This is a genomic window from Gemmatimonadota bacterium, from assembly GCA_041390125.1.
In the GTDB taxonomy this organism is placed as follows: domain Bacteria; phylum Gemmatimonadota; class Gemmatimonadetes; order Longimicrobiales; family Gaopeijiaceae; genus JAGQIF01.
In genome coordinates this window covers 223,106-247,478 of record JAWKQN010000004.1, presented here as the reverse complement: position 1 = coordinate 247,478, position 24,373 = coordinate 223,106, and the positions used below count along the sequence as shown (strand labels likewise).

Below are 24,373 nucleotides of genomic sequence, written 5' to 3'. Positions count from 1 at the left end.
CCGTCCTTGGGATCGGACGTTCCTTAAAGAAACCCCAACGCCCGCGGCGAGGCAAGGCCCTCGGGCGGGGCCGGCGCCTGCGCCGCGGGAGCGGGTGTCCGCCCTGGGAGACCGCCGCTGTCCCCCGGCCCGGACGGCGCGGGCGCCGCCAGGCGGGAAATCCGCCGGATCACGCGGGTTTACGGGCTCGGTCGCGTGGCATGTGCCCTGCCCCTACATTGCCCGAACCCGCGTTTCAGCAGGAGGTCGTCCCGTGCGCACGATGCTTCATTCCGTCGCCGCCGCCACCGCCCTGGTGTTGGCCCCGCTCTCCGCGGATGCCCAGTCCTGGTCGTCCACCGACGTCTCCGTCTCCGCTGGCGTCGGCTCCCTGTGGTCCGGTGTGGGCTTCGGCCTCGCCTATCGCAGCGTCAGCACCGGTTCGGCCTTCCACGCCACCGGGTCCGCGTTCGGAGGGGTCGCAGGCGGGACCTACGACGACGGGACCTACGACCCCGGCTCCTACGACGACGGGGCCTACGGCGACGCGTACTACGACGACGAGTACTACGACGACGGGTACTACGACGACGGGTACTACGACGACGGCTACGGGTACGGCGACGGCTACTACGGGGACGGCACCCGTGGGGCCTACCACGGCTACCTCTCCGCCTGGAATCGTTTCTCGCGCCGCTACCCCTGGTTCATCCGCGGCTTCAGCTCCTGCTGGCAGGTGCCGTGGTACGACCGCGACTGGTGTTGGGCGGTCGCGTGGCGTCCGTATGGATTCGGTGCCCACGCCTACGGCTACGATCCGTACTGGAGCCTGGGGTGGAGCCCCGGCTTCGGGGTCTCGCTGCACTTCGGCAGCTCCTGGGGCTGGGGGCGCGGTGGATGGGGTTGGGGATACTGGAACCGCCCGCGCTACGCGATCCTCTACCCGCAGGCCATCTACCTGCGGCCGCGCACGGCCTACGTGGGCACCGGCTACCGCTACACCGGCGCGCGCACCCGTTGGGTGGACTACGCGCCCCGCCGAGCCTGGTCCACGACGGCCTTCAAGGAGGATCCGCGCGGCGTGCGTGAAGGCCGCTCGGCGCAGGCCCGCGGCGCCCGGCAGGGCACCCGCGTCCTTCCGCTCGCGAGCGACGCGCGCGGCTCCGTTCGCCGTCCCGCACCGGCGCGCCGCGGAAGCGATGCGGTGCGCGTCGAGCCGCGCAGCGCACGCACGTCGCCCAACGTGCAACGGGCGCCCCGCCCGCGCGTCGACACCGACCGCCGACCGGAGGCGGCCCCCCGCCGTCCTACCGACCGGGTCCGCGACCGCGCAGCGCCTCCGCGCTCCGCACCGCGCGTCGAATCGCGCGGCCGGCCTTCCGGCGCGCGTGTCGCACCCGCGCCGCGCACCCGATCGAGTGATCCCGCGCCACGCGCCAGCCGTCCTTCCGAAAGCCGGGGCCGGGTGTTGGCGCCGCCCCGGGCGGCGCCGGGTCGAGCCGCACCCCCCCGCGCGGACGTCCGCACCCGCACTGCGCCGTCGCGACCGCCGGCTGCGTCGGACCGGCCCTCGGTCCAGCGGCGCGGCGGGGATGCGCGCAGCCCGTCCCGGAGCGTGAGACCGCCGGCGGATCCCCGCGCCCCGTCGCGAGCCGCGCCCTCGCGCGCCCCCGAGGCGGGCCGCAACCGTCCCTCGGCACAGCGGGCCCCCCGGAGCCGCCCGTCGGCCGCGCGCACTCCGAGCGCATCCCGCAGCCGCCCCTCGGTACAGCGCGCGCCCGCCCGCAGCGCCCCCTCCGCGCGGAGCACGCCGTCGGCGCGGCCCGCGCCCAATCGCCGTCCGCCCTCGGCTCGGCGGGCGCCGGCCCGTGCGCCATCGCGTGGCAGCGCGCGTCGCCCCTCGCGCGGAGGACGGGGTGGAGGGCTCTGACGGATCCGGTGGCTCGGGGCCCTCGCCGGTCCCGAGTCCGTACCTCGTCCCGTTCGATGGATCGTTCGACGTCGGCGCCGCACCCACGGCGCCCCCCTCCGACGCACCGTCGGAGCGGGCGCTGGAGAAGAAGCAGGAAGAGCTCGTCGAGCAGCTGAGCGACCTGCAGCGCATCCTCTACGCGCACGACAAGCACGCGGTCCTGCTGGTCTTCCAGGCCCTCGACGCCGCCGGAAAGGACTCGACCATCCGGCACGTCCTCAGTGGCGTGAATCCCGCCGGCTGTCAGGTCTACTCCTTCAAGCAACCGTCGCGCGAGGAGCTCGACCACGATTTCCTGTGGCGATCCGCGATCCGGCTCCCCGAGCGCGGCCGCATCGGCATCTTCAACCGGAGCTACTACGAGGAGGTCCTCGTGGTGCGGGTGCATCCGGAGTACCTCGAGGCGCAATGCCTCCCGCACCGCCCTCCGCTCGAACAGCTCTGGGAGGAGCGCTTCGCCTCCATCCGCGATCACGAGCGCCATCTCGCGCGCAACGGCACGCTCGTCCTCAAGTTCTGGCTCAACGTCTCACGCGCCGCGCAGCGCGAGCGCTTCCTGTCGCGTCTGAAGGAGCCGGAGAAGAACTGGAAGTTCTCCGAGGGCGACCTCGAGGAGCGGCGTCACTGGGATGCCTACCAGGACGCGTACGGCGCGGCGTTGACCGCCACCTCCCGCCCCTGGGCCCCGTGGTACGCGGTGCCGGCCGACGACAAGCCCTTCATGCGCTGGGAGGTCACACGCATCCTGGTGGAGGCGCTGCGCGGCCTGGGCCTCCGCTACCCGTCCGTCTCGGGCGAGGACGCCGAGCGCTTCCGTCGCCTCCGGGAGCGGCTGGAGCGCGAGTAGCCGCTCACACCGGCTGCTCCACCCCTTCCACCACCCTCCCAAGCCCCGGCCGCCCGCCGAGCCAATAGACCAGGTCGCGCGGGTGCTCCACGGCCCACAGGGCGAAGTCGGCGCGCGCCCCCGGCGTCAGTACACCCCGGTCGGCCAGCCCCAGCGCCCGGGCCGCGTGTGCGGTGACGCCGCGCAGGCACTCCAGCGGGGTCAGCCCGAAGTGTACGGCGGCCAGGTGGGCGGCGGCGCGCAGGGAGCGCAGCGGCGACGTCCCCGGGTTCAGGTCGGTCGCGACGGCCATCGGCACCCCGGCCCGGCGCAGCGACGCCACCGGCGGCCGTCGGGTCTCGCCCAGCGTCTGGAAGGCGCCCGGCAGCAGGACGGCCACGGTCCGGCTGCCGGCCAGGGCCTCGACGCCGGCTTCCGACGTGTACTCCAGGTGGTCCGCGGAGTGGGCGCCCAGACGGGCGGCGAGCGCGGCGCCTCCCCCGTCGCTCAGCTGATCCGCATGGAGCCGCAACCCCAGGCCGGCCGCGCGGGCGGCGTGCAGGAAGCGTTCGCACTCGGAGGCATCGAACGCCAGATGCTCGAGGAAGACGTCCGCCTGGTCGGCCATCCCTTCGGCGACCACGCGCGGCAGGAGCTCCTCCACGGCGTGCGCCACCCAGGTCTCCCGGGTGACCCCATCCGGCACGGCGTGCAGCCCCAGGAACGTGGTGCGCACGGACACCGACCCGCGCGCGCCCAGCCGGCGTGCGACCCGGAGCTGCTTCAGCTCGGTCTCGACATCGAGCCCGTAGCCGGACTTGATCTCCACCGTCGTGACGCCGTCGGCCTCGAGGTCGCGGAGCCGGAGGCCCGCATCTTGGAGCAGCGCGTCCTCGGACGCGGTGCGCGTCGCCCGCACGGTGGCGCGGATGCCGCCGCCCGCGCGCGCGATCTCCGCATAGCTGGCGCCCGCCAGACGGCGCTCGAACTCGTCCGCCCGATCTCCGCCGAACACCAGGTGGGTGTGGCAGTCGATGAAGCCGGGCGTCAGCCACGCGCCTCCTCCCTCCACCACCTCCGCTCCGGGCAGGGTGGGCAGGTCGGCGACCGGACCGATCCAGAGGATCCGACCGCCGCGGACGGCGACCGCCCCATCCCGGAGGATGCCCCACCCGTCGACATCGCCCTGGAGCGTACACAGGTGGACGTCCCTCCAGATCCGAACCGGTCCCGTCACACCACCTCCGTTGACGTGTCCTTGCAGGACATTCTAGAGTCCTGCCCGTGTCCACGCTCTTCGCCGAAACCGCGCTCCTCCCCGCCGGCTGGCACCGCAACGTCGTGCTGCACTACGACGAGGCGGGCACGCTGGTCGCCGTACGCCCCGACGCGGACCCCGCCGACCACCCGCGCGCGGGCGGCGCGGTGCTCCCGGGCGTGCCCAACCTGCACTCGCACGCCTTCCAGTGGGGGCTCGCCGGCCGGGCCGAGCGCGGCCAGCCGGACGGCGATTCGTTCTGGTCGTGGCGCTCGGAGATGTACCGCTTCCTCGCGGAGCTGGACCCCGACGCGGTCGAGGCGATCGCCACGGCGCTGTATCTCGAGATGCTCGAGGCCGGCTACACGACGGTGGTGGAGTTCCACTACCTGCACCACGCGCCGGACGGACGACCGTACGACGACCGCGCCGAGATGGCGCTCCGGCTGGGGCGGGCCGCCGAACGGACCGGGATCCGACTGACGCTGGTGCCCGTCGTCTACGAGGCCGGCGGCTTCGGTCAGCCCCTCGCACCCGAGCAAGGCCGCTTCCGCCTCACGCTCTACGAAGCCCTGGGGCTGCTCGAGCGGCTCGAAGCCGCCGGGTTCGCCCATCCCCTGGGCCTCGGCCTGCACAGCCTGCGCGCGGTACGCTCCGAGACGGTGCGGGACCTGGTCGAGGATCGCACCCTGCTGGCGCGGCCGCGCACGCTGCACATGCACGTGGCGGAGCAGCGGCAGGAAGTGGAGGAATGCGTGGCGCGGCTGGGCGCACGCCCCATCGAATGGTTGTTGGAGGCGGCGGACGTCGACGCGCGCTGGTGCCTGGTGCACTGCACGCACGCCGATGCCGCAGAGGTCACGGGCCTGGCCCGCTCGGGTGCGGTCGTGGCGCTCTGTCCGACGACCGAGGCGAACCTGGGCGACGGGATCTTTCCCTTCGCGGAGTACGAGCGTGCGGGGGGACGCTGGGGGATCGGCTCCGACAGCCACATCTCCGTGGACCCGGTGGAGGAGCTGCGCTGGCTCGAGTACGAGCAACGCCTCGTGACCGGGCACCGCAACGTGCTCACCGCGGGCACGTCCCGATCGACCGGGCGCGCGCTCGTGGATGGGGCCCTCGCGGGTGGATGGTCCGCTGCCGCCGACAACGTGGGCCGTCTCGAGCCGGGAGGGCGCGCGGACCTGATCGTGCTCGACGCCGACCACCCGCGACGGCGAGGCCGTATGGACGACGCGCTGCTCGACGCCTGGATCTTCTCCGGGGGCGACAGCGCGCCGGCGCACGTGATGGTCGGAGGTCGGTGGGTGGTGCGGGAGCGCCGTCACGTGGAACGCGAGACGCTGGCCGCCGCGGTCGACCCGGTGCTGGCCCGCCTGCCCCGCTGAGCGTCGGCAGGACGAGCCGCCGCTCCACGCCCGGCGGCGACGCGGGCGCTCCGGATGCACGCGACGGCGTCCACGCGTCGCCCTGTCCCCTGCTCGTCCGCGGGCGATCCGCTCAGCCTTCCTGCATCGGGAGGCGGAGTCCATGGGCCTCCGCCGTTCGGGTCGCCTCCGCGTAGCCGGCATCGACATGCCGCACGACGCCCAGCCCGGGATCGTTCGTGAGCACGCGCTCGATCCGCACCGCCATCTCGGGCGTGCCGTCGGCGACCAGGACCTGACCGGCGTGGAGCGAGTTGCCGATCCCCACCCCGCCCCCGTTGTGCACCGATACCCAGCTCGCGCCCGAGGCCGTGTTGAGCAACGCATTCAGGATGGGCCAATCCGCCACCGCGTCCGATCCGTCCTTCATGGCTTCGGTCTCCCGGAACGGGGACGCCACCGAGCCGGTGTCCAGGTGATCCCGCCCGATGACGATCGGAGCCAGCACCTCACCGCGCGCGACCAGGTCGTTCAGCGCGAGACCGAAGCGGGCACGCTCCCCCTGCCCCAGCCAGCAGATGCGGGCCGGGAGCCCCTGGAAGCGCACCTTCTCCCGGGCCAGCCGGATCCAGCGGGCGAGGTGCTCGTCTCGGGGGAACAGCTCCAGCACGAGGTCGTCCGTGCGGGCGATGTCGGAAGCCTCGCCCGACAGCGCGGCCCAGCGGAACGGCCCCTTTCCCTCACAGAACAGCGGACGGATGTAGGCGGGCACGAAACCCGGGTACGCGAAGGCCCGCTCGAAGCCGGCATCCTTCGCTTCACCGCGGAGGTTGTTGCCGTAGTCGACGGCGATGGCCCCTCGCTCCTGCAAGGCCACGATGGCCTCGCAATGCCGGCGCATGGAGGCGCGCGCGCGGGCGACGTAGGCGGCGGGATCGCGCGCACGCAGCTCGAGCGCGTCCGGCAGCGCGATCCCGTCCGGAACATACCCGCCCAGGGGATCGTGGGCGGACGTCTGGTCGGTGACGATGTCGGGCACGATGTCGCGCTCCACCAGCAACGGCAGCACCTCGGCGCAATTGCCGACCAACCCCACCGACAGCGCCTCCCCGGCCGCCGCCGCCCCTCGCACCCAACCGAGCGCTTCGTCGAGATCCGCGGTGGCACGGTCGCACCAGCCGGTGCGCACCCTGCGCTCGATGCGCGCGGGATCGACCTCCACGACCAGGATCGCGCCGTCGTTCATCGTGGCAGCGAGCGGCTGCGCCCCACCCATGCCGCCCATGCCCCCGGTGAGCACCCAGCGTCCCCGCAAGCTGCCCCCGAAGTGTTGCGCGGCCATGGCCCCGAACGTCTCGTACGTGCCCTGCAGGATGCCTTGCGTGCCGATGTAGATCCACGAGCCGGCGGTCATCTGCCCGTACATCATCAGGCCGGCCCGCTCCAGCTCGTCGAAGCGCTCCCAGGTGGACCACCGCCCCACCAGGTTCGAGTTGGCGATCAGCACGCGCGGGGCGTGCGGGTGGGTGCGGAAGATCCCCACCGGCTTGCCCGACTGGACCAGCAGCGTCTCGTCGTTCTCGAGGGTCTCCAGGCTGCGCACGATGGCGTGGAAGGCCTCCCAGCTGCGGGCGGCCCGGCCGCGCCCGCCGTAGACCACCAGGTCCTCGGGTCGTTCGGCCACGTCCGGGTCCAGGTTGTTGATCAGCATCCGCAGCGCGGCCTCCTGCGTCCACCCGCGACACCGCAGCCGCGCGCCGCGGGGAGCACGCACCTCCCGGTCGGACCTGCTCATGGCGCTCCTCCATGGGGTACGCGGCCGACGGCCTCCACCAGTCGGCCGCTGCGGATCAGGCTGCGGATCGCTTCCAGGTCGGGGCTGAAGGAGCGGTCCTCCGACAGCGCCGGCACCTCCGTCCGCATACAGGCCACGACGCGCTCCAGGGCCGGTGCGGTGCGCAGCGGCCGGCGGCGCTCGATGGCCTCTCCGGCGCACAGCAGCTCGATGGCCAACACGTATTCCAGCAGCTCGACCGCACGACGTGCCTTGCGCGCGGCGGTCAGACCCATGGAGACGTGGTCCTCGCGGGCAGCGCTCGTGGATACCGAATCCACGCTGGCCGGGTGCGAGAGCACACGGAGCTCGGCCCCCAGGTCGGCGGCCGTGACCTGTGCGATCATGAAGCCCGACTCGATGCCGGGCCGCACGGCCAGGAACGCGGGCAGCTCGGACAGGTCGGGGTTCAGCAGACGCTCGACGCGCCGCTCGCTGATGGAGGCCAGGTCGGCCAGCACGATGGTCATGAAGTCCAGCGCCTGGGCGACGACCTGTGCGTGGAAGTTGCCGCCGCTCAGGATGCGGTCCTCGTCGGGAAAGACGAGCGGGTTGTCGGTGGCGCTGTTGGCCTCGATCTCCAACACGCGGCGCGCGTGCGCGAGCGCGTCCCGGGCCGCGCCATGCACCTGCGGCATGCAGCGCAGGCAATACGCATCCTGAACCCGCGCGTCGCCTTCCCGGTGGGATTCGCGGATCTCCGATCCTTCCAGCAGCGCGAACAGGCGGGCGGCGCTGTCGGCCTGGCCGGGGTGGGGTCGGACGCGCTGCAGCTCCGGGCGGAAGGCCTCGGGCGTTCCCCGCAACGCATCCAGGGACAGGGCGCCGGCCACGTCCGCGAGGTCCACCGCGCGCAGCGCGCCGTCCAGGGCGAGCAGCCCCAGCCCGGTCGTGGCCTGGGTGCCGTTGATCAGGGAAAGCCCCTCCTTGGCCTCGAGCACCAGGGGGGCCACCCCGACCGCCGCCAGGGCCTCGGCGGAGGGAACGGTCCGCCCGTCCCATTCGACCCGTCCCTCGCCCAGGAGCGCGAGCGCGATGTGCGCGAGCGGCGCGAGGTCGCCGCTCGCACCGACCGACCCGTAGGACGGCACGACCGGATGGACGCCCCGGTCGAGCAACGCCAGCACCGTGTCGATGACGATGGGCCGGCACCCGGAATGGCCGAGCGCCAGCGCATTCGCGCGGAGCAGCATCATGGCCCGCACCGCCGGCACGTCGTACGGCGTACCCACGCCGGCCGCGTGGCTGCGCACCAGATTGCGCTGCAGGTCCTCGCGCTGCTCCTCCGAGATCACCACGTCCGCCAGGCGGCCGAAGCCGGTCGTCACGCCGTAGACCTTGTCGCCGCGGGCCACGACCGCCCCCAGGTAGTCGTGGGCACGTTGGACCCGCCCGCGGGCCTCCTCCGAGAGGGCTGGAGCCTGCCCCCGTCCCGAGGCCACCTCCGCGACGCGCTCGACCGTCAGGCCGCGGCCGGTGAGGGCGCTCACACGCCGCCTCCCTGCATGCGGCCCTTCCACTCGCTGAACTCGGCAGCGCCCACCGTCAGGTCCTCCTCCGCCCACCCGGGCTCGAGCTCGATCGCCAGGCCCTCGGCGAGCCGGTTGACATAGTTGTAGTAGGCGGTGACCTGGCAGATGTCGAGGATCGCCCGGTCGTCGAAGCCCTGTGCGCGCAGGGCCTCCACACCCCCCTCCGCGCTGGCCCGTGGGCTGCGGGTGAGCGTCAGCGCCCAGCCCAGCATCGCCCGGTCGGCCGCCGCCAGGTCGGGCACGGACCGGTGGTCGAACGCGAGGGCGCGAACCCAGGGGCGCGGCCGCCCCAGCCGACGGAGACCCGCTCCGTGATGGTTGATTCAGTAGAAGCAGTCGTTCGCCGCCGACACCACCACGGCGAGCATCTCGCGCTGGATCCGGCTCAGCGGCGAGGGGCCCCGCATGGCATGCTCGTACAGGCGGACATGGTGCTCCAGGCTGGGCGGATCCAGCGCGTGGAGCCGCAGGATGTGGTCGGAGGGCGACCCTGCCCATCCGAGCCGGCCGAGCGCGGCCGCCCAGGCGGGGGCGCCCTCGACGGAAGGATCGTACGGCACGTGGCCCACGGGATCTCCGGCACGAGGGGATGCATCCGGCACGGCGGCAGTCTCTGCTGCCGGTCCCCCGGAGGCAAGCGCGTCACGGCGTCAAGGACGGATGTCAAGGCGGAGTAACGGCTGCGGTGCGGTCCTTGCGGATGGTTCCGGCGTCCCGTAAACGTTTCGTGAGTCCCGTAAACATCCAACGTCGGAGGCGGGGGGACCCGCCTTTCGGTCGGGAAGGAGTCCCCCGTGTACGCCCAGGCCCCCAGCCCCCCCCGGGCGACGGCCGGCGCGCCCCCTGGCGGGGTGTCGCGCAGGCTCGAAGAGGTCCGCCTGCGGACGGGTCGTCGCACCCTCCGCGACTTCTGGCGCGAGATCACCGAGGACGGACGGTTCCGGGTCAGCTACGAGGCCGTCCGCAACTACCACACGGACCGCGACCCCCCGGTCGACTACCTGGTCCGGGTCGCGGAGCGGTTCGGAGCCAGCCTGGAGTGGCTGGCCACCGGGCGCGGCCAGCCCTGGCCCACCGACCCCCAGATCCGGAAGACCGCGGAAGCGGCTCCCGAGGCGGGCGGGGTCGTGGAGTTCGAGGGCGCGCTGCGGGAGGTGTTCTGGCACTACACCAATCTGCCCCCGCTCGCGACCGCCATGGTGCTGAAGACCTGCGAGCGGCTGCACCGCGACGCCGAGCTGCGAGCACGCCTGGCGGGCAAGACCCCGCCCACGCGCCCGTACGTCGGCCGGTTCGTGGGCAAGGCGTTGGCCGGCCCTCTGGTCAACGCAGTCGCGGGGACGGTCCGTACGTCCGAGTTGCACCAGTGGCAGATGGAGAGCTACGTGCTCGGGATCTGCCAGGCGCTCCACGCGCTCATGCCCAATCCCAACTGGTCCGAGCCCCTGGTCACGGATCCGCTGCATTGACGCCCCCGGTGGCGGCCGGACCGCATCCGGCCGCCCGCGGGTACGGGGGTTGCTGACCGGCTCCCGGACAGCAGGCTTCGACCCACGGCCCGACCGCCGCCCGGGTCCTGTCCGGAGCGCCCGCGCAGGCGAGGAGCAACGCCCATGAGCAGTGACCTTCCCCTTCCCCGGACCGACGCCGAGGCCGTACCGGCCCCCGAGGCGCCCGAGGGTCGGCTGCGCCTGGTCCCGCCCAGCCCGGGAGCGTCCCTGCCCACCACGCCGGCCGAGCTGGATTCGTCGGTCGACGCCCAGGTCCCGCCCGATCTCTCCGCGGCCTCGCTCTACCTGAATCGCGAGCTCACGCTCCTCAACTTCTACTTCCGCGTCGTGAACGAGGCGGAGGATCCCCGCAATCCGCTGCTCGAGCGCATCCGCTTCGCCGCCATCGTCGGATCCAACATCGACGACTTCGTCATGAAGCGGATCGGCGGTCTCAAGCAGCAGTTGGGCGCCGGCGTGAGCGAGCGCACGGTGGACGGTCGCACGCCGGAGGAGCAGATCCACCAGTGCTTCGCGCTGATCCGCCTGCTCGACGCCCGTCTCCGCACCATCGTTCGCGACCTCGAGGCGCTCCTGCTCGAGAAGGGGATCCGCTTCCTGCGACCCTCGCAACTGCCGGAGGAGCGACGCAAGGCGCTCCGCCGCTACTACCTGACGCACATCCACCCGCTGGTCACGCCGCAGGCCACCGACCCCGCGCACCCGTTCCCCTTCATCTCCAATCTCTCGCTCAACCTGGTCCTGAGCCTGCGCGACCCGTCGAACGAGGAGGTCTCGCTGGCTCGCGTGAAGGTCCCGGTGGGCGCGGGGACGCCGCGCTTCCTGCGCCTGGAGGGCACGCTCGATTTCGTCCCCATCGAACAGGTGTTGATCGACAACCTGGACGTGCTCTTCCCGGGCATGTCGGTCGACTCCTGCTCCATCTTCCGCGTCACGCGCAACGCGAACACCGAGCGGGAGGAGGAGAGCGCCGAGGACCTGATGGAGCTGATCGAATCGGAGCTGCGCGATCGCAAGTTCGCGCCGGTCGTGCGCCTCCAGGTCAGCCGCAGCATCGAGCCCGCGCACCTGCGCCTGCTGACACACGAGCTGGGGCTCCGGCCGTCGGAGGTGTTCGAGATCGGTGGGCTGCAGGGACTGCGTGACCTCATGGAGATCGCAGACCTCGATCTCCCCGACCTGCGCGAGCCGGCGCACCATCCGACGGACCATCCCGCCCTCAAGCCGGACCGCTCGATCTTCAAGAGCATCCGGGAGGCCGGGCCCATCCTGCTCCAGCACCCGTACCAGTCCTACGCCACGTCCGTGGAGCGCTTCCTGAGCGAGGCGAGCCGCGACCCCGAGGTGCGGGCCATCAAGATGACGCTCTACCGCACGTCGGAGGACTCCAAGGCGGTGGACCACCTCATCGAGGCCGCCCGCAACGGCAAGCAGGTCGCGGTGGCCGTGGAGATCAAGGCCAGCTTCGACGAGGCCGCGAACATCCGCTGGGCCAACCGTCTCGAAGAAGTGGGGATCCATGTCACGTACGGCGTGGTCGGCCTGAAGACGCACTGCAAGGTGATCCTCGTGGTCCGGCAGGATCCCGACGGGATCCGCCGCTACGCGCACATCGGCACCGGGAACTACCACGCCGGCACGGCCCGTCGCTACACGGACTTCGGTCTGCTCACCGCCAGCCGCCGCATCGGTCAGGATCTGACCGAGCTCTTCAACTACCTGACGACCGGCTTCAAGCCCAAGCGGCGCTTCCGACGGCTGCTGCCGGCGCCCAAGATCCTCAAGGCCGCGCTCCTCGAGAAGATCGACCGCGAGATCGACGTGCACGGTGCGGGTCGGCCGGCCGGCATCCAGATGAAGATGAACGCGCTCGAGGACCCCGACATCGTCCGCGCGCTCTACCGCGCCTCGATGGCCGGCGTGCCCATCGATCTCATCGTGCGCGATACGTGTCGGCTCCGGCCCCACGTGCCGGGGTTGAGCGAGACCATCCGGGTCGTCAGCATCATCGGACGCTTCCTCGAGCACGGCCGCGTCTACTGGTTCCGCAACGGGGGGGACGAGGAGTACTACATCGGCTCCGCCGACTGTATGACGCGCAACCTCCAGGGCCGGGTCGAGGTCCTGGCCCCGGTGGAGGATGCGGATCTGCGCGCGCAACTGCGTTTCGTGCTGGACACGCAGCTCGCGGACCGGCGTGGCGGGTGGGAGATGCAGTCGGACGGCAGCTACGTGCTGCGGGCCCCGATGGAGGACCTGGAAGCGAAGAGCTCGCAGGCGCTCATGATCGAGCGTGTCTCCTCGCAGCGTCGCGAAGCCTCACGACTCCGACACCGTCGCTCCCAGCCGCTCGGACGGCGCAATCGCCGCTAGTCGCGTCCACCTCCGCTCCCGCTCCACGCTTCGATTCGATCATCATGCCGTGCGCCACCATCCATCTCGCGCTCGCCGGGCGCGCCCTGCGCGAGTGGGAATCCGCTCCCTCCACGGCCCCCTTCCGGATCGCTCCCCACACGGTCGACGCCTTCCTGCACGGCAGCATGGGGCCCGATCTGGGGTTCGTTCCGGGCACCGACCGGTTCCTCTCGGTGCTGGCCCACTATGTGGAGCCGGCAGGGCTGCTACGGGAGCTGGCCCGCGGCGCCCGTGACGAGCGCGAAGCGGCGTATGCGTGGGGCTGGGCGGCGCACCTGGTCGGGGATGTGGTCCTGCATCCGCGTGTGGGCCACGCCTGCGGCGAGGTGGTGCGGGGGGATCCCTCTGTACGCCTGAACGCGCTCGAGGATGTGGAGACCCACGTGAGCGTGGAAGTGGGCCTGGACATCCTCACGCTCCGCGCGGACCCCGACATCCCGCGCCCGCCCACCCGACCTCTGTTCGACGCACGCACGGTGGGCTTTCTCACCGACGCCTTCCGGCGCGCCTACGGGATCCCGCTCGAGGAGCGGATCGTCCTGGAGAGCCACCGCACCGCGACGGTGCGCACGGCACGCTGGCCCTGGGCCCTCCAGGTGCTCGACCGCGCCCGGGGGCTCTCCCGCGGGCGACCCCAGCTGGCCGTGCGTGGGTTGGTGGGTCTGGCGCGCCAGTTCACGCGAACGGGGAGCGCCCTGCGGGGGTTCCTCGCCCCGCGCCGTCCGCCCGCCTGGCTGGTCACCGAGGCGACCGAGGAAGCGGCGCGGTTCCCCGACCGCATGCGGGTGCTCATCGACACCGGCCTCGAGTCCCTCGAGAACCGGAACCTGGAGAGCGGCGAGCCCAACGGGCGCGACGACCCACACCCGGAGTCGGTCGCGGCCTACCGGCGGCTGGACGCGAGTCGCGTCAGCGGCCGCCCTTCGTGAAGACCTTGATCAGCCCGCCCGTGAAGCCGGTGCCGTAGCGCGTGGTGGCGTCGCTCGCGCTCATGAACACGAGCGAGTCGATGTCCTGAACCACGATGCGCTGCAACGCGTCGGGTCCGCCCGACGGCGCGTTGTCGATGAAGACCTGGGCAAAGTCGGCGCCGGCGCTCGGGCTCGACATCCCCCGCGTGCGCAGCCAGCGCGGCCGAAGCCGCTGCACCGCCTCGAACGCGCTGCCGTTCGGGATCTCGGCCAGCTCCTCCGGACGGATCACGTTGGGATTGCGGCTGGACCCACCGCCTCCACCGCTCGCGCAGGCGAGACCGAGCAACGCGAGGCCCAGGACCCACGCGGCTCCACGGAATCGGGACATCTTCGGACCTCCGGGTTCGGGGTGACGTGCCCTCAGTCTACGGGCGTCCCCGCGCCACGGCACCCCCGCGCTGCCCCGGCGCACGTCAGGGACCTACGCACCCGCGTGCCGATCGTGACAGGTCGTGCCCATCAACCCCCGGGGACGCCGCCCTGCGGCCGGCCCGAGGCGTCCACGGACACCGGCGCCCCGAGCCACACCTCGTCGCGGAATCCCGGTGCGCCGGGGACGGCCGGGAGACCGGGTGCCGGTGCGTAGGGCTCGGCCGCCGAGGCGTCGACCCCGTAGCCCAGGTCCTGGAGCGCCCCCAGCGACAGCAGGCTCAGGGGGTTGGGTCCCGGCGTCAGCACGGGTGTCATCAGCTCGCGCACCAGGACGGATTCCCGCCAGTGGACGTCGCGAACCCCCGCGCCCCCGGTGTTCTCGACCGGTGGGGAGCCGCTGCCGCCGAGCAGCGCCCAGGCCGCGGTGCCCTGCGTTCCGCGATAGAGCGGATCGGGGCCTCCCGCCCCGGTCAGCAGGTTGGCCGCGGGCCAGAACACCCCGAGTCCCAGGGCGTGGCCGATCTCGTGGCGGAGAAGATCGCCGAGGAGCCCGGCCGCGCGTACGGCGGCGAGGTCGGAGGCGTCGATGCGCACGGTGGAGACGACCGGCAGCAGCGTCCCGGACCGGATCCGGCAGACCCCCGAGCGGGCGGCTGCACCGCCCGGACCGTCGAGCGCGCCGATGTCCACCAGCACGAGCAGGTCGTCGACGCGGTGGGACACAACCGGATGGGACACGCCGCAGGCGCCCGCGGGGAGGGCCGCGGCGCCCGCGAAGGAGACGTCCGAAAGGTCCTGGGTGAGCGCCGCCTGCCAGGCGGCTCGCGCCTGGTCGAGCAGGGCCGCGTCGGCCACGCTCCAGACGCCGAGCGTCCAGACCTCGAGCGCGAAGCCCGCGCCACCGGGCGCCTCGGCCGTCGCCGTGATCTCCACCGCCGCGGGGACGCCCACCAGCGTGGCGCGCAGCCGCTGCACCCCCGGCGGGCCCAGGGTCCAGGCGCCGGCGCCGGCGTCCCCGGAGGCGTCGGTGATCGCGCTCTCGCGGCTGAGGGAGCCGCCGCCCTCGGCCACGGTGAAGTCCACGCGCACGCCGGGCACCGCGTTGCTCCAGACATCCACCGCGCGGACCCTGGGCTCGACGGGCAACACGGCGCCGGCCGCCCCCACCTGTCCCTGTCCCGCCACCACCCCCAGCCCCACCGGAGCGCCCGGCCGACCGGTCAGCGCGATCCGGGCGGTATCGGTGCCGGTCGCGAAGCCCCACACCGTCTGCGGGCCGGCTCGATGGCCGGGCGTCCAGACCACCCCGGCCCGGCCGACGCTGTCGGTCGTGGCCTCCAGGATCGGGGCGGCCAGGGCCGAGTCCTGGAAGCTCACGGGGACGCCGGGGACGGCGTTGCCGAAACGGTCGCGCACCTGCACGACGAGCGGCGTCGGAAGCGGCACGCCTACCTCCCCGCTCTGCCCGTCTCCCGCCTCGACCGCCACGGCGTGCGCGGATCCGGGCAGCCCGAGCGCGTGCGCCTCGACCGAGTCCCGGCCCGGCAGGACCACACGGTAGCGCTGGACCCCCGCGCGCGGCCCCAGGGTCCAGGTGAAGGCGGCCACTCCGTTCCCGTCGCTCCAGACCGTGTCGGTGGGACCGACGTCGACGGCACCCCCGACCAGTCGCACCCCGGGGGCGCCGTTGCCGAAGGCGTCGAGCACCCGCACCCGAACCGGGTCGTCCAGGCTGGTTCCGACCGCAGCGGTGGGCAGCGCGGCCGCAGAATCGCGGGCCAGGTGGACGGCGGGGCCCGCCACCAGGAGGACCGCTCGCTCGGCCCGGGCCACCGGGACGCTGGCCTCCACCCGCGCCGGGCCCGGCACGGTGCCGAGCTCCCACCGCGTGCGCGCGCGACCATCGGCTTCGGTATGGACGACGGATCCGGTGAGGCGGCCCCCGCCTTCGAGGATCCGGAACACGACGGGCGTCCCGGCCACCGGGTCGGTGCCCGCCCACGCGTGCGCCTCGAGGATCAGCTCCGACCCGACGGCCGCGGTGTCGGACGCAATCAGCGCCTCGAGGGTGAGGGAGTCGGCACGGGTGAGCGGTGCCGGAAGCGGAGTGTCGCAGCCCGCACCCGCGAAAGCGAACAGCAGCACGCCCGCCGCAGAAGCGTGGCGGGGCCGCCATGGTCCGCACCGCGCGGGGACGGCACCCCGCCCGCCTGCCGCACGACGCCGAACGCCCGGAAGCCGCATGGCTCCGGGGCGCGCCCCCCTCTCCCTGTGATCCGGCAACCGACCCGCCTTTCACGCCGACGACACCGACGCCGGGCTGCGGGACAAGTTCGGTGCCAGCGGCCAGGCCGCCGCCTTCCTGCACCTGCCGCGAGCGCGAGGCGGGCTAGATCCCCGCCGGCCGCATGAGGTGCGTGGCTTCGCGGAAGTCCGACATGGCCTGCTTGAGCTGGGCCACCCCCTGCACCGCCACGGTCAGGTCACCCTTGGCGAAGCGCGGCTCCAGCTCACCCGCCACCCGGTGCACCGCCCGGGCGCCCACGTTGGCAGCGCTGCCCCGGAGGCGATGGGCCACGGCCTTGAGCTCGTCGGCGTCGGCGTCCGCCAGGGCCTGGTCGAGCCGATCCTCCAGCTCCTCCCACCCCTCGAGGAACAGATCGACGATCGTCCAGAGGAGCTCTTCGTCCTCACCGACCGTGGCGAAGGCGCTGTCGCGATCGAAGGCATCCTTCACCGGACGGGTCTCGGCCGTGTGGGGGGCCTCCCACGGCTCGGGAGCGCTACCGACCCAGCGCGCCAGCGCCCGGCCGATGTCCTCCAGCCGGATGGGTTTGGCCAGGAAGTCGTCCATCCCGGCTGCGACGCACTTCTCCCGGTCGCTCTCCAGCGCGCTCGCGGTGAGCGCCACGATGACCTGATGCGGTCGGTTGCCTCCCTGCTCGGCGTGGCGGATCCGGCGCGTGGCCTCGTATCCGTCCAGCACCGGCATCTGGCAGTCCATGAAGACCACGTCGTAGTGGCCGCCCTCCCGCGACAGCAGCCGCTCCACGGCCTGCTCGCCGTTGCCCACGATGTCGACGTGATGACCCAGGCGGCGAAGCATGCTGGAGGCGACCTTCTGGTTGACCGGCTCGTCCTCGACCAACAGCACGTGGGCGGGCGCGATCTCCGCATGGGTGGCTTCCGAGCTCGGCCGCGGACCCTGGACGGCGCGCGGCTCGGCCGCGAGCAGGTCGAAGAGCCTGCGCTCCCGCAACGGCTTGGCGAACACGCGCTCGTAGCCTTCCCCGAGCTGCAGGGTCGCCTCGTCGCGCAACATCATGGGCGCCATCAGGTGCAGCACCGACCCGAGCGTCGCCGGCGCGGTCCGCGCCCACGCCGCGATGCGGCGGAGCTCTTCGTCGCCGAGACGGTAGTCGACGAGCCCGATGTCGAACCGTCGGCCGTGCTCGAGCGCCAGACGCTCGCGCAATGCCGAGGCGCTGTCGGTCGCCACGACGTGCGCGCCCATCGCCTGGAGCCGCTCCCGCAGCGTCTCGCGCAGCGGAAAGCACGGCGTGACCAGGAAGGCCGTCCGCGGCACGCCCAGACGCGGGGCCGGATCGATCTCGTTGGCGAGGCGGGCCGGGAGAGACGCCCAGAAGGTCGAACCCGACCCGAGCCGGCTCTCCACGCTCAGCTCGCCGCCCATCAGGGACGTCAGCTCGCGGCTGATCGACAGGCCGAGCCCCGTGCCGCCGTAGTTGCGGGTGGTCGACGAGTCCGCCTGCGTGAACTTCTCGAACATGTGGAGGAGCTTGTCTTCGGCGATCCCGATGCCCGTGTCCTCGACGGCCATCCGGAAGCGCCCTGCGCCGGCCTCGCTGCCGCTCCACGACACGTCGACGAGCACATGACCTTCGGACGTGAACTTGATCGCGTTGCCGACCAGGTTCACGAGGACCTGCCGCACCCGTCCCGGGTCGCCGTACACACCGCGCGGCGCATCCGGAGCGTAGCGCAGGATCAGCTCCAGCCCCTTCTCGTACGCGCGCGGCGCCAGCAACTCCACGACGTCCTCGACCGTCTGGTGGAGATCGTACGCGACGTCCTCCAGCGTGAGGCGCCCCGCTTCGATCTTGGAGAAGTCCAGGATGTCGTTGATGATCGTGAGCAGGTTGTCCGCCGAGCGCTGGATGGTCTCGGCCTGCTCGCGCTGTTCACCGTCGAGATCACCCGCCAGCATGAGCGAGTTCATGCCCACGATGCCGTTGATGGGGGTCCGGATCTCGTGGCTCATGTTCGCCAGGAACTCGCTCTTGGCCTTGGAGGCCGCAAGCGCCGCCTCCTGGGAGTTGCGAAGCTCCTGCGTCCGCTCCTCGACCAGCACCTCGAGGTTCTGCGTGTGCCGGCGCAGCTCACGGTAGAGCTGGCCGCTCTCCATCACCGACGCGGCGTTGAAGAGGACCACCGAGAGGATCTTCTGGGCCGCGTCGGGCACGAACGAGGCGTGGCTGGGCAGCGCACCGAAGAACATCCCGAGCACGCGCGTGGGCGTGGCCAGGACGTGCAGGAGCACCCAGGGCCCCACGAAGTGACCGGGCACGAGGATCGGGCGGTTCTGGTAGAGCGACCAGGCGAACGTGCCGTCGCCGACCAGATGGTCGAGCTCGCGCCGGATCAGCTCGGCGGCCGGGCCGGGATCGACGTCCTCGATCTCGAAGCTGACGCCGTCGGGGTCGAGGCTCAGGAAGGCCACGGTCTGGAACTCCGCCAGCCGCCGGAGCACCGGCTTCGTGGCCGCGAACACGTCGATGGGCGAGTAGTCGCTGCGGGCATCCCCGGCCAACGACCGACTGAGCTCCACGACGGCGTCGAGCGCGTCGGACAGCCACGCCTGCTCCCTCGCCGTCCGTTCGGACGCCGAGGGCAGGCCCAGCTGGGTCCCGCCGGCCGGCTGGATCATGCGGCCATTCCGAGCTGGATGTGGGCGGCGTCGGTGAACTGGCGCTCGACCTCCTCCAGGATGGTCGGGATGAGTCCGGCGTCGACGCCGATGGTCTCCCACGCGGCCGCGTCGAGCTGCGGCACGTCGTGCGTCCCGGACGAGCCCAGGCTCAGGCCGTTGGCGATCAGGTCCGCGACGTGTACGACCGCCGTCTCGACCGGGAAGCGACCCGCCTGCGCCGGGCGATGATGGAAGGACACCGCCTCCTGGAACGCACCCGGGAAGTTCCACTGCGCCATGAGCGCGCCCCCGACCTGTGCGTGGTCGAAGCCCAGGACCTCGCGCTCGACCGCGTGGAGGGTCTCCCCCGATGCCTCGGCCCGCTCGATCGTGTCGCGCGCCTCGGCACCCTTCTCCTGGAAGATCACCAGGCGGCCCAGGTCGTGGAGCATGCCGGCGACAAAGAAGCGCTCGACGTTGAACTCGCGACGGTGGCTCGCCAGGACCCGCGCAGCGATGCCGCAGGCCAGGCTGTGCCGCCAGAAGGAATCCATGTCCACAAGATCCGCCGGCAGATTCTTGAACGCCGACATGATCGAGGTGGCCAGGGCCAGGTCGCGTACCTGCGCCGTCCCCACCACGCGGACGGCGTGCGTCACCGTGCCGATGCGCTGCGGGAACGAGAACAGCGCGCTGTTCACGAGACGCAGGAGACGGGCGGTCAGGCCCGTATCCTCCGACAGGACGCGGGCCACGTCGGCCGCACCGCTGCGCGGATGATTGATGACGGCCACCAGGCGCTGGTAGATGATGGGCGGCGACGACAGATTGGTCGCGTTCTTGAGCAGTTCGCGCGCATCAAGAGGCATGAGCGGATGCCTCCTCGGGCTGATGTTCCGAAGGGGTCTGGGACAGGGCTTCGGCGCGCTTCAGGACCGCGCGCTGGTAGAGCCCCGCGATCAGGGGATGCTGCAGGTTGTTGCGCGCGAAGCGGGCCTGGACCTCGGCCTGTACCTGCTCCATCACCTCGGGCGGGAGATCCGCGAAGGGGTCGACCGGGTCCTCGGCTTCGCCCTCGACCTCGATCTGCGTCACGCCCCACATGCGGAGCGCCTTCAGGAACTTCTCGTCGAGCTCCTTTCCGGCCGGAATGAGGAGGCGTCCCCGACGGTCGGTGACCGGTGCGGCCAGCACCATCCCGAGGTCGGCGCGATCGACGGAAATGACGGCCATGACGGATCCCGCTCGCTGGTGGTCGTGGAGGGACGCGCCTCTTGGGAGGGCGGTCCACCTGCGAGGAGTATCGGAGCGGCGGCGCGGGTTGTTGAAACGCGCTTCGCGTCCTGCGCCCCGGGCCGCGGGGTGTGGTGGTGCCGCCTCACTCGAGGGCGGCGGCGGCCGTGCTGTGCCTCGGGAGCACCGCCTCGTTCACCCGGAGGCGCCTACTCCACCCGCAGGCCTTCTTCCCCGATCTCGATGCGGATCACAGGAGTCTCGCGCAGCTGACGGGGGAGCTCGTCCACGTCCAGCTTGTCGAGGATGGGACCGAGGGCTTCGTCATCGAGGAGGGTCGCGTCCTCGATCGTGAGCCAGGCCCGAGCCGTGTCGTTCTCGATGACGGACCAGGTGTGCTCGTCGGAGTCGACCCCGTGCCCGTGATACTGGGTGGAGGCGCCAGGGAAGTGACGGGCGGCCCAGCGCGCGAGCCACGCGTCGACCCGCGCCACCGCGGCGTCCACCTCGGAGGTGTCGTCGTTCATGGAAAGCTCCCGGGAAGCTGGGGGTGAGGCCCCGGGGGACGGAGGACCAGCAGGAACGATAGCGCGGGCGACAGCGCGGCAGGAGGGGTGCGGCCGAGCGGGTGGCTGCCGATCGACCGGTCGCGGATCGGAGCGGGTCGGGGCCGGTCCCGCTCTACGCTGTGGGGCGCACGCCCGGGGGTCCTCCGTCCGAGAGTCGAACGGGTTCCGTCGGGCGGGATCGTCCTGCTCGCGGCGGGATCGTCCTGCTCGCGGCGGGATCGTCCTGCTCGCGTCAGGCCTCCCCGCCCGTCCCGCGCAGCACCACCTCGGCGACCTCGCCGGGCACCAGGACCGCCGCCTCGCGCGTCCACGGACGCCCCCGGTCCAGGCTCACCCGCCCGCCCGCCATGCCCGTCACCAGCACCCGTCCCTGGTCGCAGGGCACGGCGAACTCCACGGACTGGTTCGGCTGCAGATCGCCTAGCGACCCGCGCACGCCGCTGGAGTAGGAGGTGTCGAGCACGTAGTCGCTCGCATTGCGCACCCGGACCTGGCAGAGGGCGGCTGTGCCCACGCCCGTGTCCTGCACCTCCGCTCGGGGAGGGGCGGAGGAGGCGCAGGCGGACAGGAGCAGCCCGGCCACGGCCGAGACGGTGGACAGGGACGATCCGGGATTCACGGCTCTTCCTCCGATGGGGCGGGGTCGGAACGGGGGGCGGCTCCCGCTTACCCTGTGCAGGAGCCGTTCCGACGGGATCACGCGCCGATCGGGCGCACGTTGTCCAGCGGGAGGGACATCCCACGCGTGCGGAGCGGACATTCCACGCCTGCGGAGCGGAACATTTCCGCGCCTGCGGAGCGGGAACATTCCGCGCCTGCGGAGCGGACATTCCACGCCTGCGGAGCGGGACACGTGCCCGGACGTTCCCGCGGGAACGTGGGGGCGGGCGGATGCGTGGATGGGACGAGGCGGGCGGAGTCGAACCGCCGAATGGCCCTCTCAGGTCCGCGAATCAGACGTTCTGCTTGCGACGGCGCGGCCGTTCCATCGGCCCGGGCTTGTCCTGACGAGGCTTGGGCTATCCGATTGGCCGGAGCTTGCCAACCGCGGCGGCCATCTCGGGGCGCAGCCGCCCGGCGTCCGCTGCTGACGAAAGCTCTCGCACCGCAGCTCGCCTGGTCGAGAGGCTCAGGCCGCGGTCGTCGGCCTCTGACCAGTACTCCAACTCCTGGATCACCGCCCAGAGCGTGGCCTCTGCCTCCGGCCGGCTGAGATCTGCCAGAGCCGCAGGCGTGACGGCGCGCACGAACGCGTCCCGGTGGTCGCCACCGAGGAGCACGAGTCGGGCGTATCCCGCGTATCCATGAGGCATTCCACCGCTGGCCATCGCCGCGAGGTAGAGGTCCACCTGATCCGCACCAGGGAGACGAAAGTGGAGCCGCTGGAGCAACTCGCTCCGCACCGCCGCTGGGGCTCCGCCCTGTAGACCCGCCGCTCGAAGCGCTGCTGCCTCCGGCAGCACGTCATGCTGCACGTAGCCACGCGCCAACAGGTCGGCAAGCTCGGGCGTATCCGCCGAGCGAAGCCTCTCCTCGTACCAGGGAACCAACATCGCGGAAAGGCATGAGACCGCCCCTCCAGCCCAGTCCGCAGCCATTCTCGCGACGGCATTCCGATCCTGTACGTTGAGCAGGCGCTCCAAGAGCTCTCGATGCCAAGGGCTGTCCGGGCACGCCGAAATAGCCCAGGCAGGAGCCATCCGTGCATCGCGATGGCCTTCGACGAAACGCTCCACCAACTCTTCAGCATCGGGCCACACCGGTTCCCGGGTGACCTCCTGCCCCTTGGCGGGTGCCGACTGTGCCCAGAGCGCGAACGCGATTCCGATCGTCTTCATGCGCATTCGATGGCCCTCCGCAGATCGTCGAGTGTGCCTGGGGTTCCCGCGGGAACGCGGGGGCGGGCGGATGCGTGGATGGGACGAGGCGGGCCGACCGGGCCATTGCCCCCGCGCCGCTGCACGGGCGCTCAGGGCTGGAGCGTCCGCCGAAGCAGCAGCGCAGCTTCGATCAGAGGGGCTGTCGCGGCCGGATCGGCGGTTTCGCGCACAACCTCCGCCAGCACCTCGAGCATGGCCTCCCGGGTGCTCGAGGCCAACCCTCGGCCCGCGGTCATGACGGTGGCCTCGCGCACGATCGAGCGGAAGGCGGCGGACCCTTCGACATCACCCAACCGCCGGGCAGCGATCGGAAACAGACGCAACGAGAAGGCGTCGCGCGACTCACCCCCGATCAGGTCAGCCCTCGCCCGCTCCGCGTACATCCCGATGATCACCCCGCGCTCCAGAGCGATCGCATAGAGGTCGATCTGTGCACTTGCGTCCGAGTACGCGTGCAGGGCGAGCTGCGCGAACCCCCGTTGCTCGGCCTTGCGACCGGCAGCGAGCGCCTCGGCCTCGAGCGCGAGACGCGCACCTCGCGTCCCGATCCGCGACGCCAGCCGTCCCAACATCAGATACGTGACTCGCTGGAGCTCCAGGCCGCTAGTCATCACGCGCTGCAGCCACGGCTCGAGAAGCGGTCGGTGGCAGTCCTGGGCGGCGCCGGACCAGACGGACGCCAGTTCCAGGATGCGCTGCTCGTCCAGGTCGAGCTCCACCAGCCCGTCCAGGAGCTGACCATGCCAGGAGCTCGACGCGGGACACTCCGCCATGGCCTGGGCCGGCTCGACGAGTCCTCTCCCGTCTGCCCACCGCGCCACGGCCGCGGCGGGATCTTCGGGCGCTACCTGTGCGCTCGCGTCCTCGAAGACGAGCAAGAGAACGACGAGTGCTGCCCCGTGAGCCCAGAGCCGCCGTGGCATCCGCATCCGATCGCCTCCAGGGAGGAGCATTGGAGATTCCAGCGGGACCGGATCCCCTGGTCCTCGGATCCGCCCCCGTTCGGGACGGGAGCGAGGCAGGAGGCATGCCGCCATCGGGAGCGCCTGTGGCTCGAACCCGGGGCGCGGGCCGCGACCTGTGGCGGCGAGGTCGGTGCCCGGACGTTCCCGCGGGAACGGGGGGGCGGGCGGATGCGTGGATGGGACGGGGCCGGCGGACCGGGGTGGAGGCGAGCGGACCGGGGACGAGGCGAGCGGCCCGGAGACGAGGCGGGCGGACCGGGGACGAGGCGGGCGGACCGGGGACGAGGCGAGCGGATCCCGATCGACCTCCACCGGCGCACGATGCCCGGGGTCGATCGCCGCCGGGATGCACGAACGGCAACCCTGCGCGGGTGGCCGTTTCACACGTACGAGAGGCGCCGGGCGGAGTCGAACCGCCGAATGGAGGTTTTGCAGACCTCTGCCTTACCACTTGGCTACGGCGCCGGAAACAGGACGGGGGAGCGGGTCGGGTGACCGACACCACTCCCCCGTCAGAGCGGGAAACCGGACTCGAACCGGCGACCCCCACCTTGGCAAGGTGGTGCTCTACCAACTGAGCTATTCCCGCGGAAGTCCGCCCGGACCGGGGCGGGAAGAAATGCTATACGTTCGGGGTACGAGGTGTCAAGCCGGCCGGAACCTCCCGAAGCCCCGCAAATGCAGGTATCTTCACGCTTTCCAGGCCCCGGGCGCATGCGCGCGCACGGGGCGCCACCGTCCCCTCCCGGGTGGAGA

General features: G+C 72.1%; 20 protein-coding genes and 2 tRNA genes. 6 read left to right on the top strand and 16 right to left on the bottom strand.

Annotated elements, in window-relative coordinates; translation table 11 throughout:
- Positions 1-253: 253 nt before the first annotated feature.
- Both R3E98_04375 and R3E98_04370 read left to right on the top strand, forming a co-directional pair.
- A complete protein-coding gene (locus R3E98_04375) occupies positions 254-1,909 on the top strand; it encodes a hypothetical protein (protein ID MEZ4422619.1) in 1,656 nt (551 codons plus the stop codon).
- Positions 1,896-2,798, top strand: a complete 903-nt coding sequence (locus R3E98_04370; GenBank protein MEZ4422618.1) for a polyphosphate kinase 2 family protein — start codon at positions 1,896-1,898, stop codon at positions 2,796-2,798. Before R3E98_04375 ends, R3E98_04370 begins: the two co-directional genes overlap by 14 nt.
- Positions 2,799-2,802: 4 nt before the next feature.
- Here R3E98_04370 and hutI read toward each other — a convergent pair whose 3' ends face one another.
- On the bottom strand, positions 2,803-4,014 hold the full coding sequence (gene hutI / locus R3E98_04365; GenBank protein MEZ4422617.1) for an imidazolonepropionase: 1,212 nt from the start codon (positions 4,012-4,014) through the stop codon (positions 2,803-2,805).
- Between the two features lie 47 nt (positions 4,015-4,061).
- Here hutI and R3E98_04360 point away from each other — a divergent pair, with 47 nt between their 5' ends.
- On the top strand, positions 4,062-5,423 hold the full coding sequence (locus R3E98_04360; protein ID MEZ4422616.1) for a formimidoylglutamate deiminase: 1,362 nt from the start codon (positions 4,062-4,064) through the stop codon (positions 5,421-5,423).
- A gap of 112 nt (positions 5,424-5,535) precedes the next feature.
- On the opposite strand, the gene hutU is transcribed toward R3E98_04360, so the two are convergent.
- From hutU to R3E98_04340, 4 genes are all read right to left on the bottom strand, one after another.
- A complete protein-coding gene (gene hutU, locus R3E98_04355; GenBank protein ID MEZ4422615.1) occupies positions 5,536-7,197 on the bottom strand; it encodes a urocanate hydratase in 1,662 nt (553 codons plus the stop codon).
- On the bottom strand, positions 7,194-8,726 hold the full coding sequence (gene hutH / locus R3E98_04350) for a histidine ammonia-lyase (GenBank protein MEZ4422614.1): 1,533 nt from the start codon (positions 8,724-8,726) through the stop codon (positions 7,194-7,196). The genes hutU and hutH overlap by 4 nt, the downstream gene beginning before the upstream one ends.
- Complete coding sequence (locus R3E98_04345; protein ID MEZ4422613.1) at positions 8,723-9,010, bottom strand: hypothetical protein; 288 nt, start codon at positions 9,008-9,010, stop codon at positions 8,723-8,725. The genes hutH and R3E98_04345 overlap by 4 nt, the downstream gene beginning before the upstream one ends.
- An 81-nt stretch (positions 9,011-9,091) precedes the next feature.
- A complete protein-coding gene (locus tag R3E98_04340) occupies positions 9,092-9,337 on the bottom strand; it encodes a carboxymuconolactone decarboxylase family protein (GenBank protein MEZ4422612.1) in 246 nt (81 codons plus the stop codon).
- A gap of 225 nt (positions 9,338-9,562) precedes the next feature.
- On the opposite strand from R3E98_04340, the gene R3E98_04335 reads away from it, so the two are divergent.
- The 3 genes from R3E98_04335 to R3E98_04325 all read left to right on the top strand — a co-directional run bounded on the left by R3E98_04335 (position 9,563) and on the right by R3E98_04325 (position 13,623).
- Positions 9,563-10,237 (top strand): helix-turn-helix domain-containing protein, encoded by a 675-nt coding sequence (locus tag R3E98_04335; protein MEZ4422611.1) that lies wholly within the window; start codon positions 9,563-9,565, stop codon positions 10,235-10,237.
- A 144-nt stretch (positions 10,238-10,381) separates the two neighbouring features.
- The gene (gene ppk1 / locus R3E98_04330; protein ID MEZ4422610.1) at positions 10,382-12,652 is read left to right on the top strand and encodes a polyphosphate kinase 1; all 2,271 of its coding nucleotides are present in this window, start codon (positions 10,382-10,384) and stop codon (positions 12,650-12,652) included.
- A gap of 44 nt (positions 12,653-12,696) precedes the next feature.
- The gene (locus R3E98_04325; protein MEZ4422609.1) at positions 12,697-13,623 is read left to right on the top strand and encodes a zinc dependent phospholipase C family protein; all 927 of its coding nucleotides are present in this window, start codon (positions 12,697-12,699) and stop codon (positions 13,621-13,623) included.
- On the opposite strand, the gene R3E98_04320 is transcribed toward R3E98_04325, so the two are convergent.
- The 11 genes from R3E98_04320 to R3E98_04270 form a co-directional block, all read right to left on the bottom strand.
- On the bottom strand, positions 13,604-13,996 hold the full coding sequence (locus R3E98_04320) for a hypothetical protein (protein ID MEZ4422608.1): 393 nt from the start codon (positions 13,994-13,996) through the stop codon (positions 13,604-13,606). The two genes, R3E98_04325 and R3E98_04320, sit on opposite strands and share 20 nt — an antisense overlap.
- A gap of 131 nt (positions 13,997-14,127) precedes the next feature.
- The gene (locus tag R3E98_04315) at positions 14,128-16,185 is read right to left on the bottom strand and encodes a hypothetical protein (GenBank protein ID MEZ4422607.1); all 2,058 of its coding nucleotides are present in this window, start codon (positions 16,183-16,185) and stop codon (positions 14,128-14,130) included.
- A gap of 244 nt (positions 16,186-16,429) precedes the next feature.
- Positions 16,430-18,988, bottom strand: a complete 2,559-nt coding sequence (locus R3E98_04310; GenBank protein MEZ4422606.1) for an ATP-binding protein — start codon at positions 18,986-18,988, stop codon at positions 16,430-16,432.
- Entirely contained in the window at positions 18,985-19,839 is an 855-nt protein-coding gene (locus R3E98_04305) for an HDOD domain-containing protein (GenBank protein MEZ4422605.1), read from the bottom strand. The genes R3E98_04310 and R3E98_04305 overlap by 4 nt, the downstream gene beginning before the upstream one ends.
- Positions 19,829-20,203, bottom strand: a complete 375-nt coding sequence (locus tag R3E98_04300; GenBank protein ID MEZ4422604.1) for a hypothetical protein — start codon at positions 20,201-20,203, stop codon at positions 19,829-19,831. Before R3E98_04300 ends, R3E98_04305 begins: the two co-directional genes overlap by 11 nt.
- Positions 20,204-20,412: 209 nt before the next feature.
- Positions 20,413-20,730, bottom strand: coding sequence for a hypothetical protein (locus R3E98_04295; protein MEZ4422603.1), 318 nt, complete (start codon positions 20,728-20,730; stop codon positions 20,413-20,415).
- Between the two features lie 274 nt (positions 20,731-21,004).
- The gene (locus tag R3E98_04290; protein ID MEZ4422602.1) at positions 21,005-21,391 is read right to left on the bottom strand and encodes a hypothetical protein; all 387 of its coding nucleotides are present in this window, start codon (positions 21,389-21,391) and stop codon (positions 21,005-21,007) included.
- A 400-nt stretch (positions 21,392-21,791) separates the two neighbouring features.
- On the bottom strand, positions 21,792-22,616 hold the full coding sequence (locus tag R3E98_04285; GenBank protein ID MEZ4422601.1) for a hypothetical protein: 825 nt from the start codon (positions 22,614-22,616) through the stop codon (positions 21,792-21,794).
- Between the two features lie 125 nt (positions 22,617-22,741).
- Positions 22,742-23,425: a hypothetical protein gene (locus tag R3E98_04280; GenBank protein ID MEZ4422600.1), complete on the bottom strand. Its 684-nt coding sequence runs from the start codon at positions 23,423-23,425 to the stop codon at positions 22,742-22,744.
- A gap of 585 nt (positions 23,426-24,010) precedes the next feature.
- Positions 24,011-24,082: transfer RNA gene (locus R3E98_04275), tRNA-Cys, on the bottom strand.
- A gap of 51 nt (positions 24,083-24,133) precedes the next feature.
- Positions 24,134-24,206: transfer RNA gene (locus tag R3E98_04270), tRNA-Gly, on the bottom strand.
- Positions 24,207-24,373: the final 167 nt, after the last annotated feature.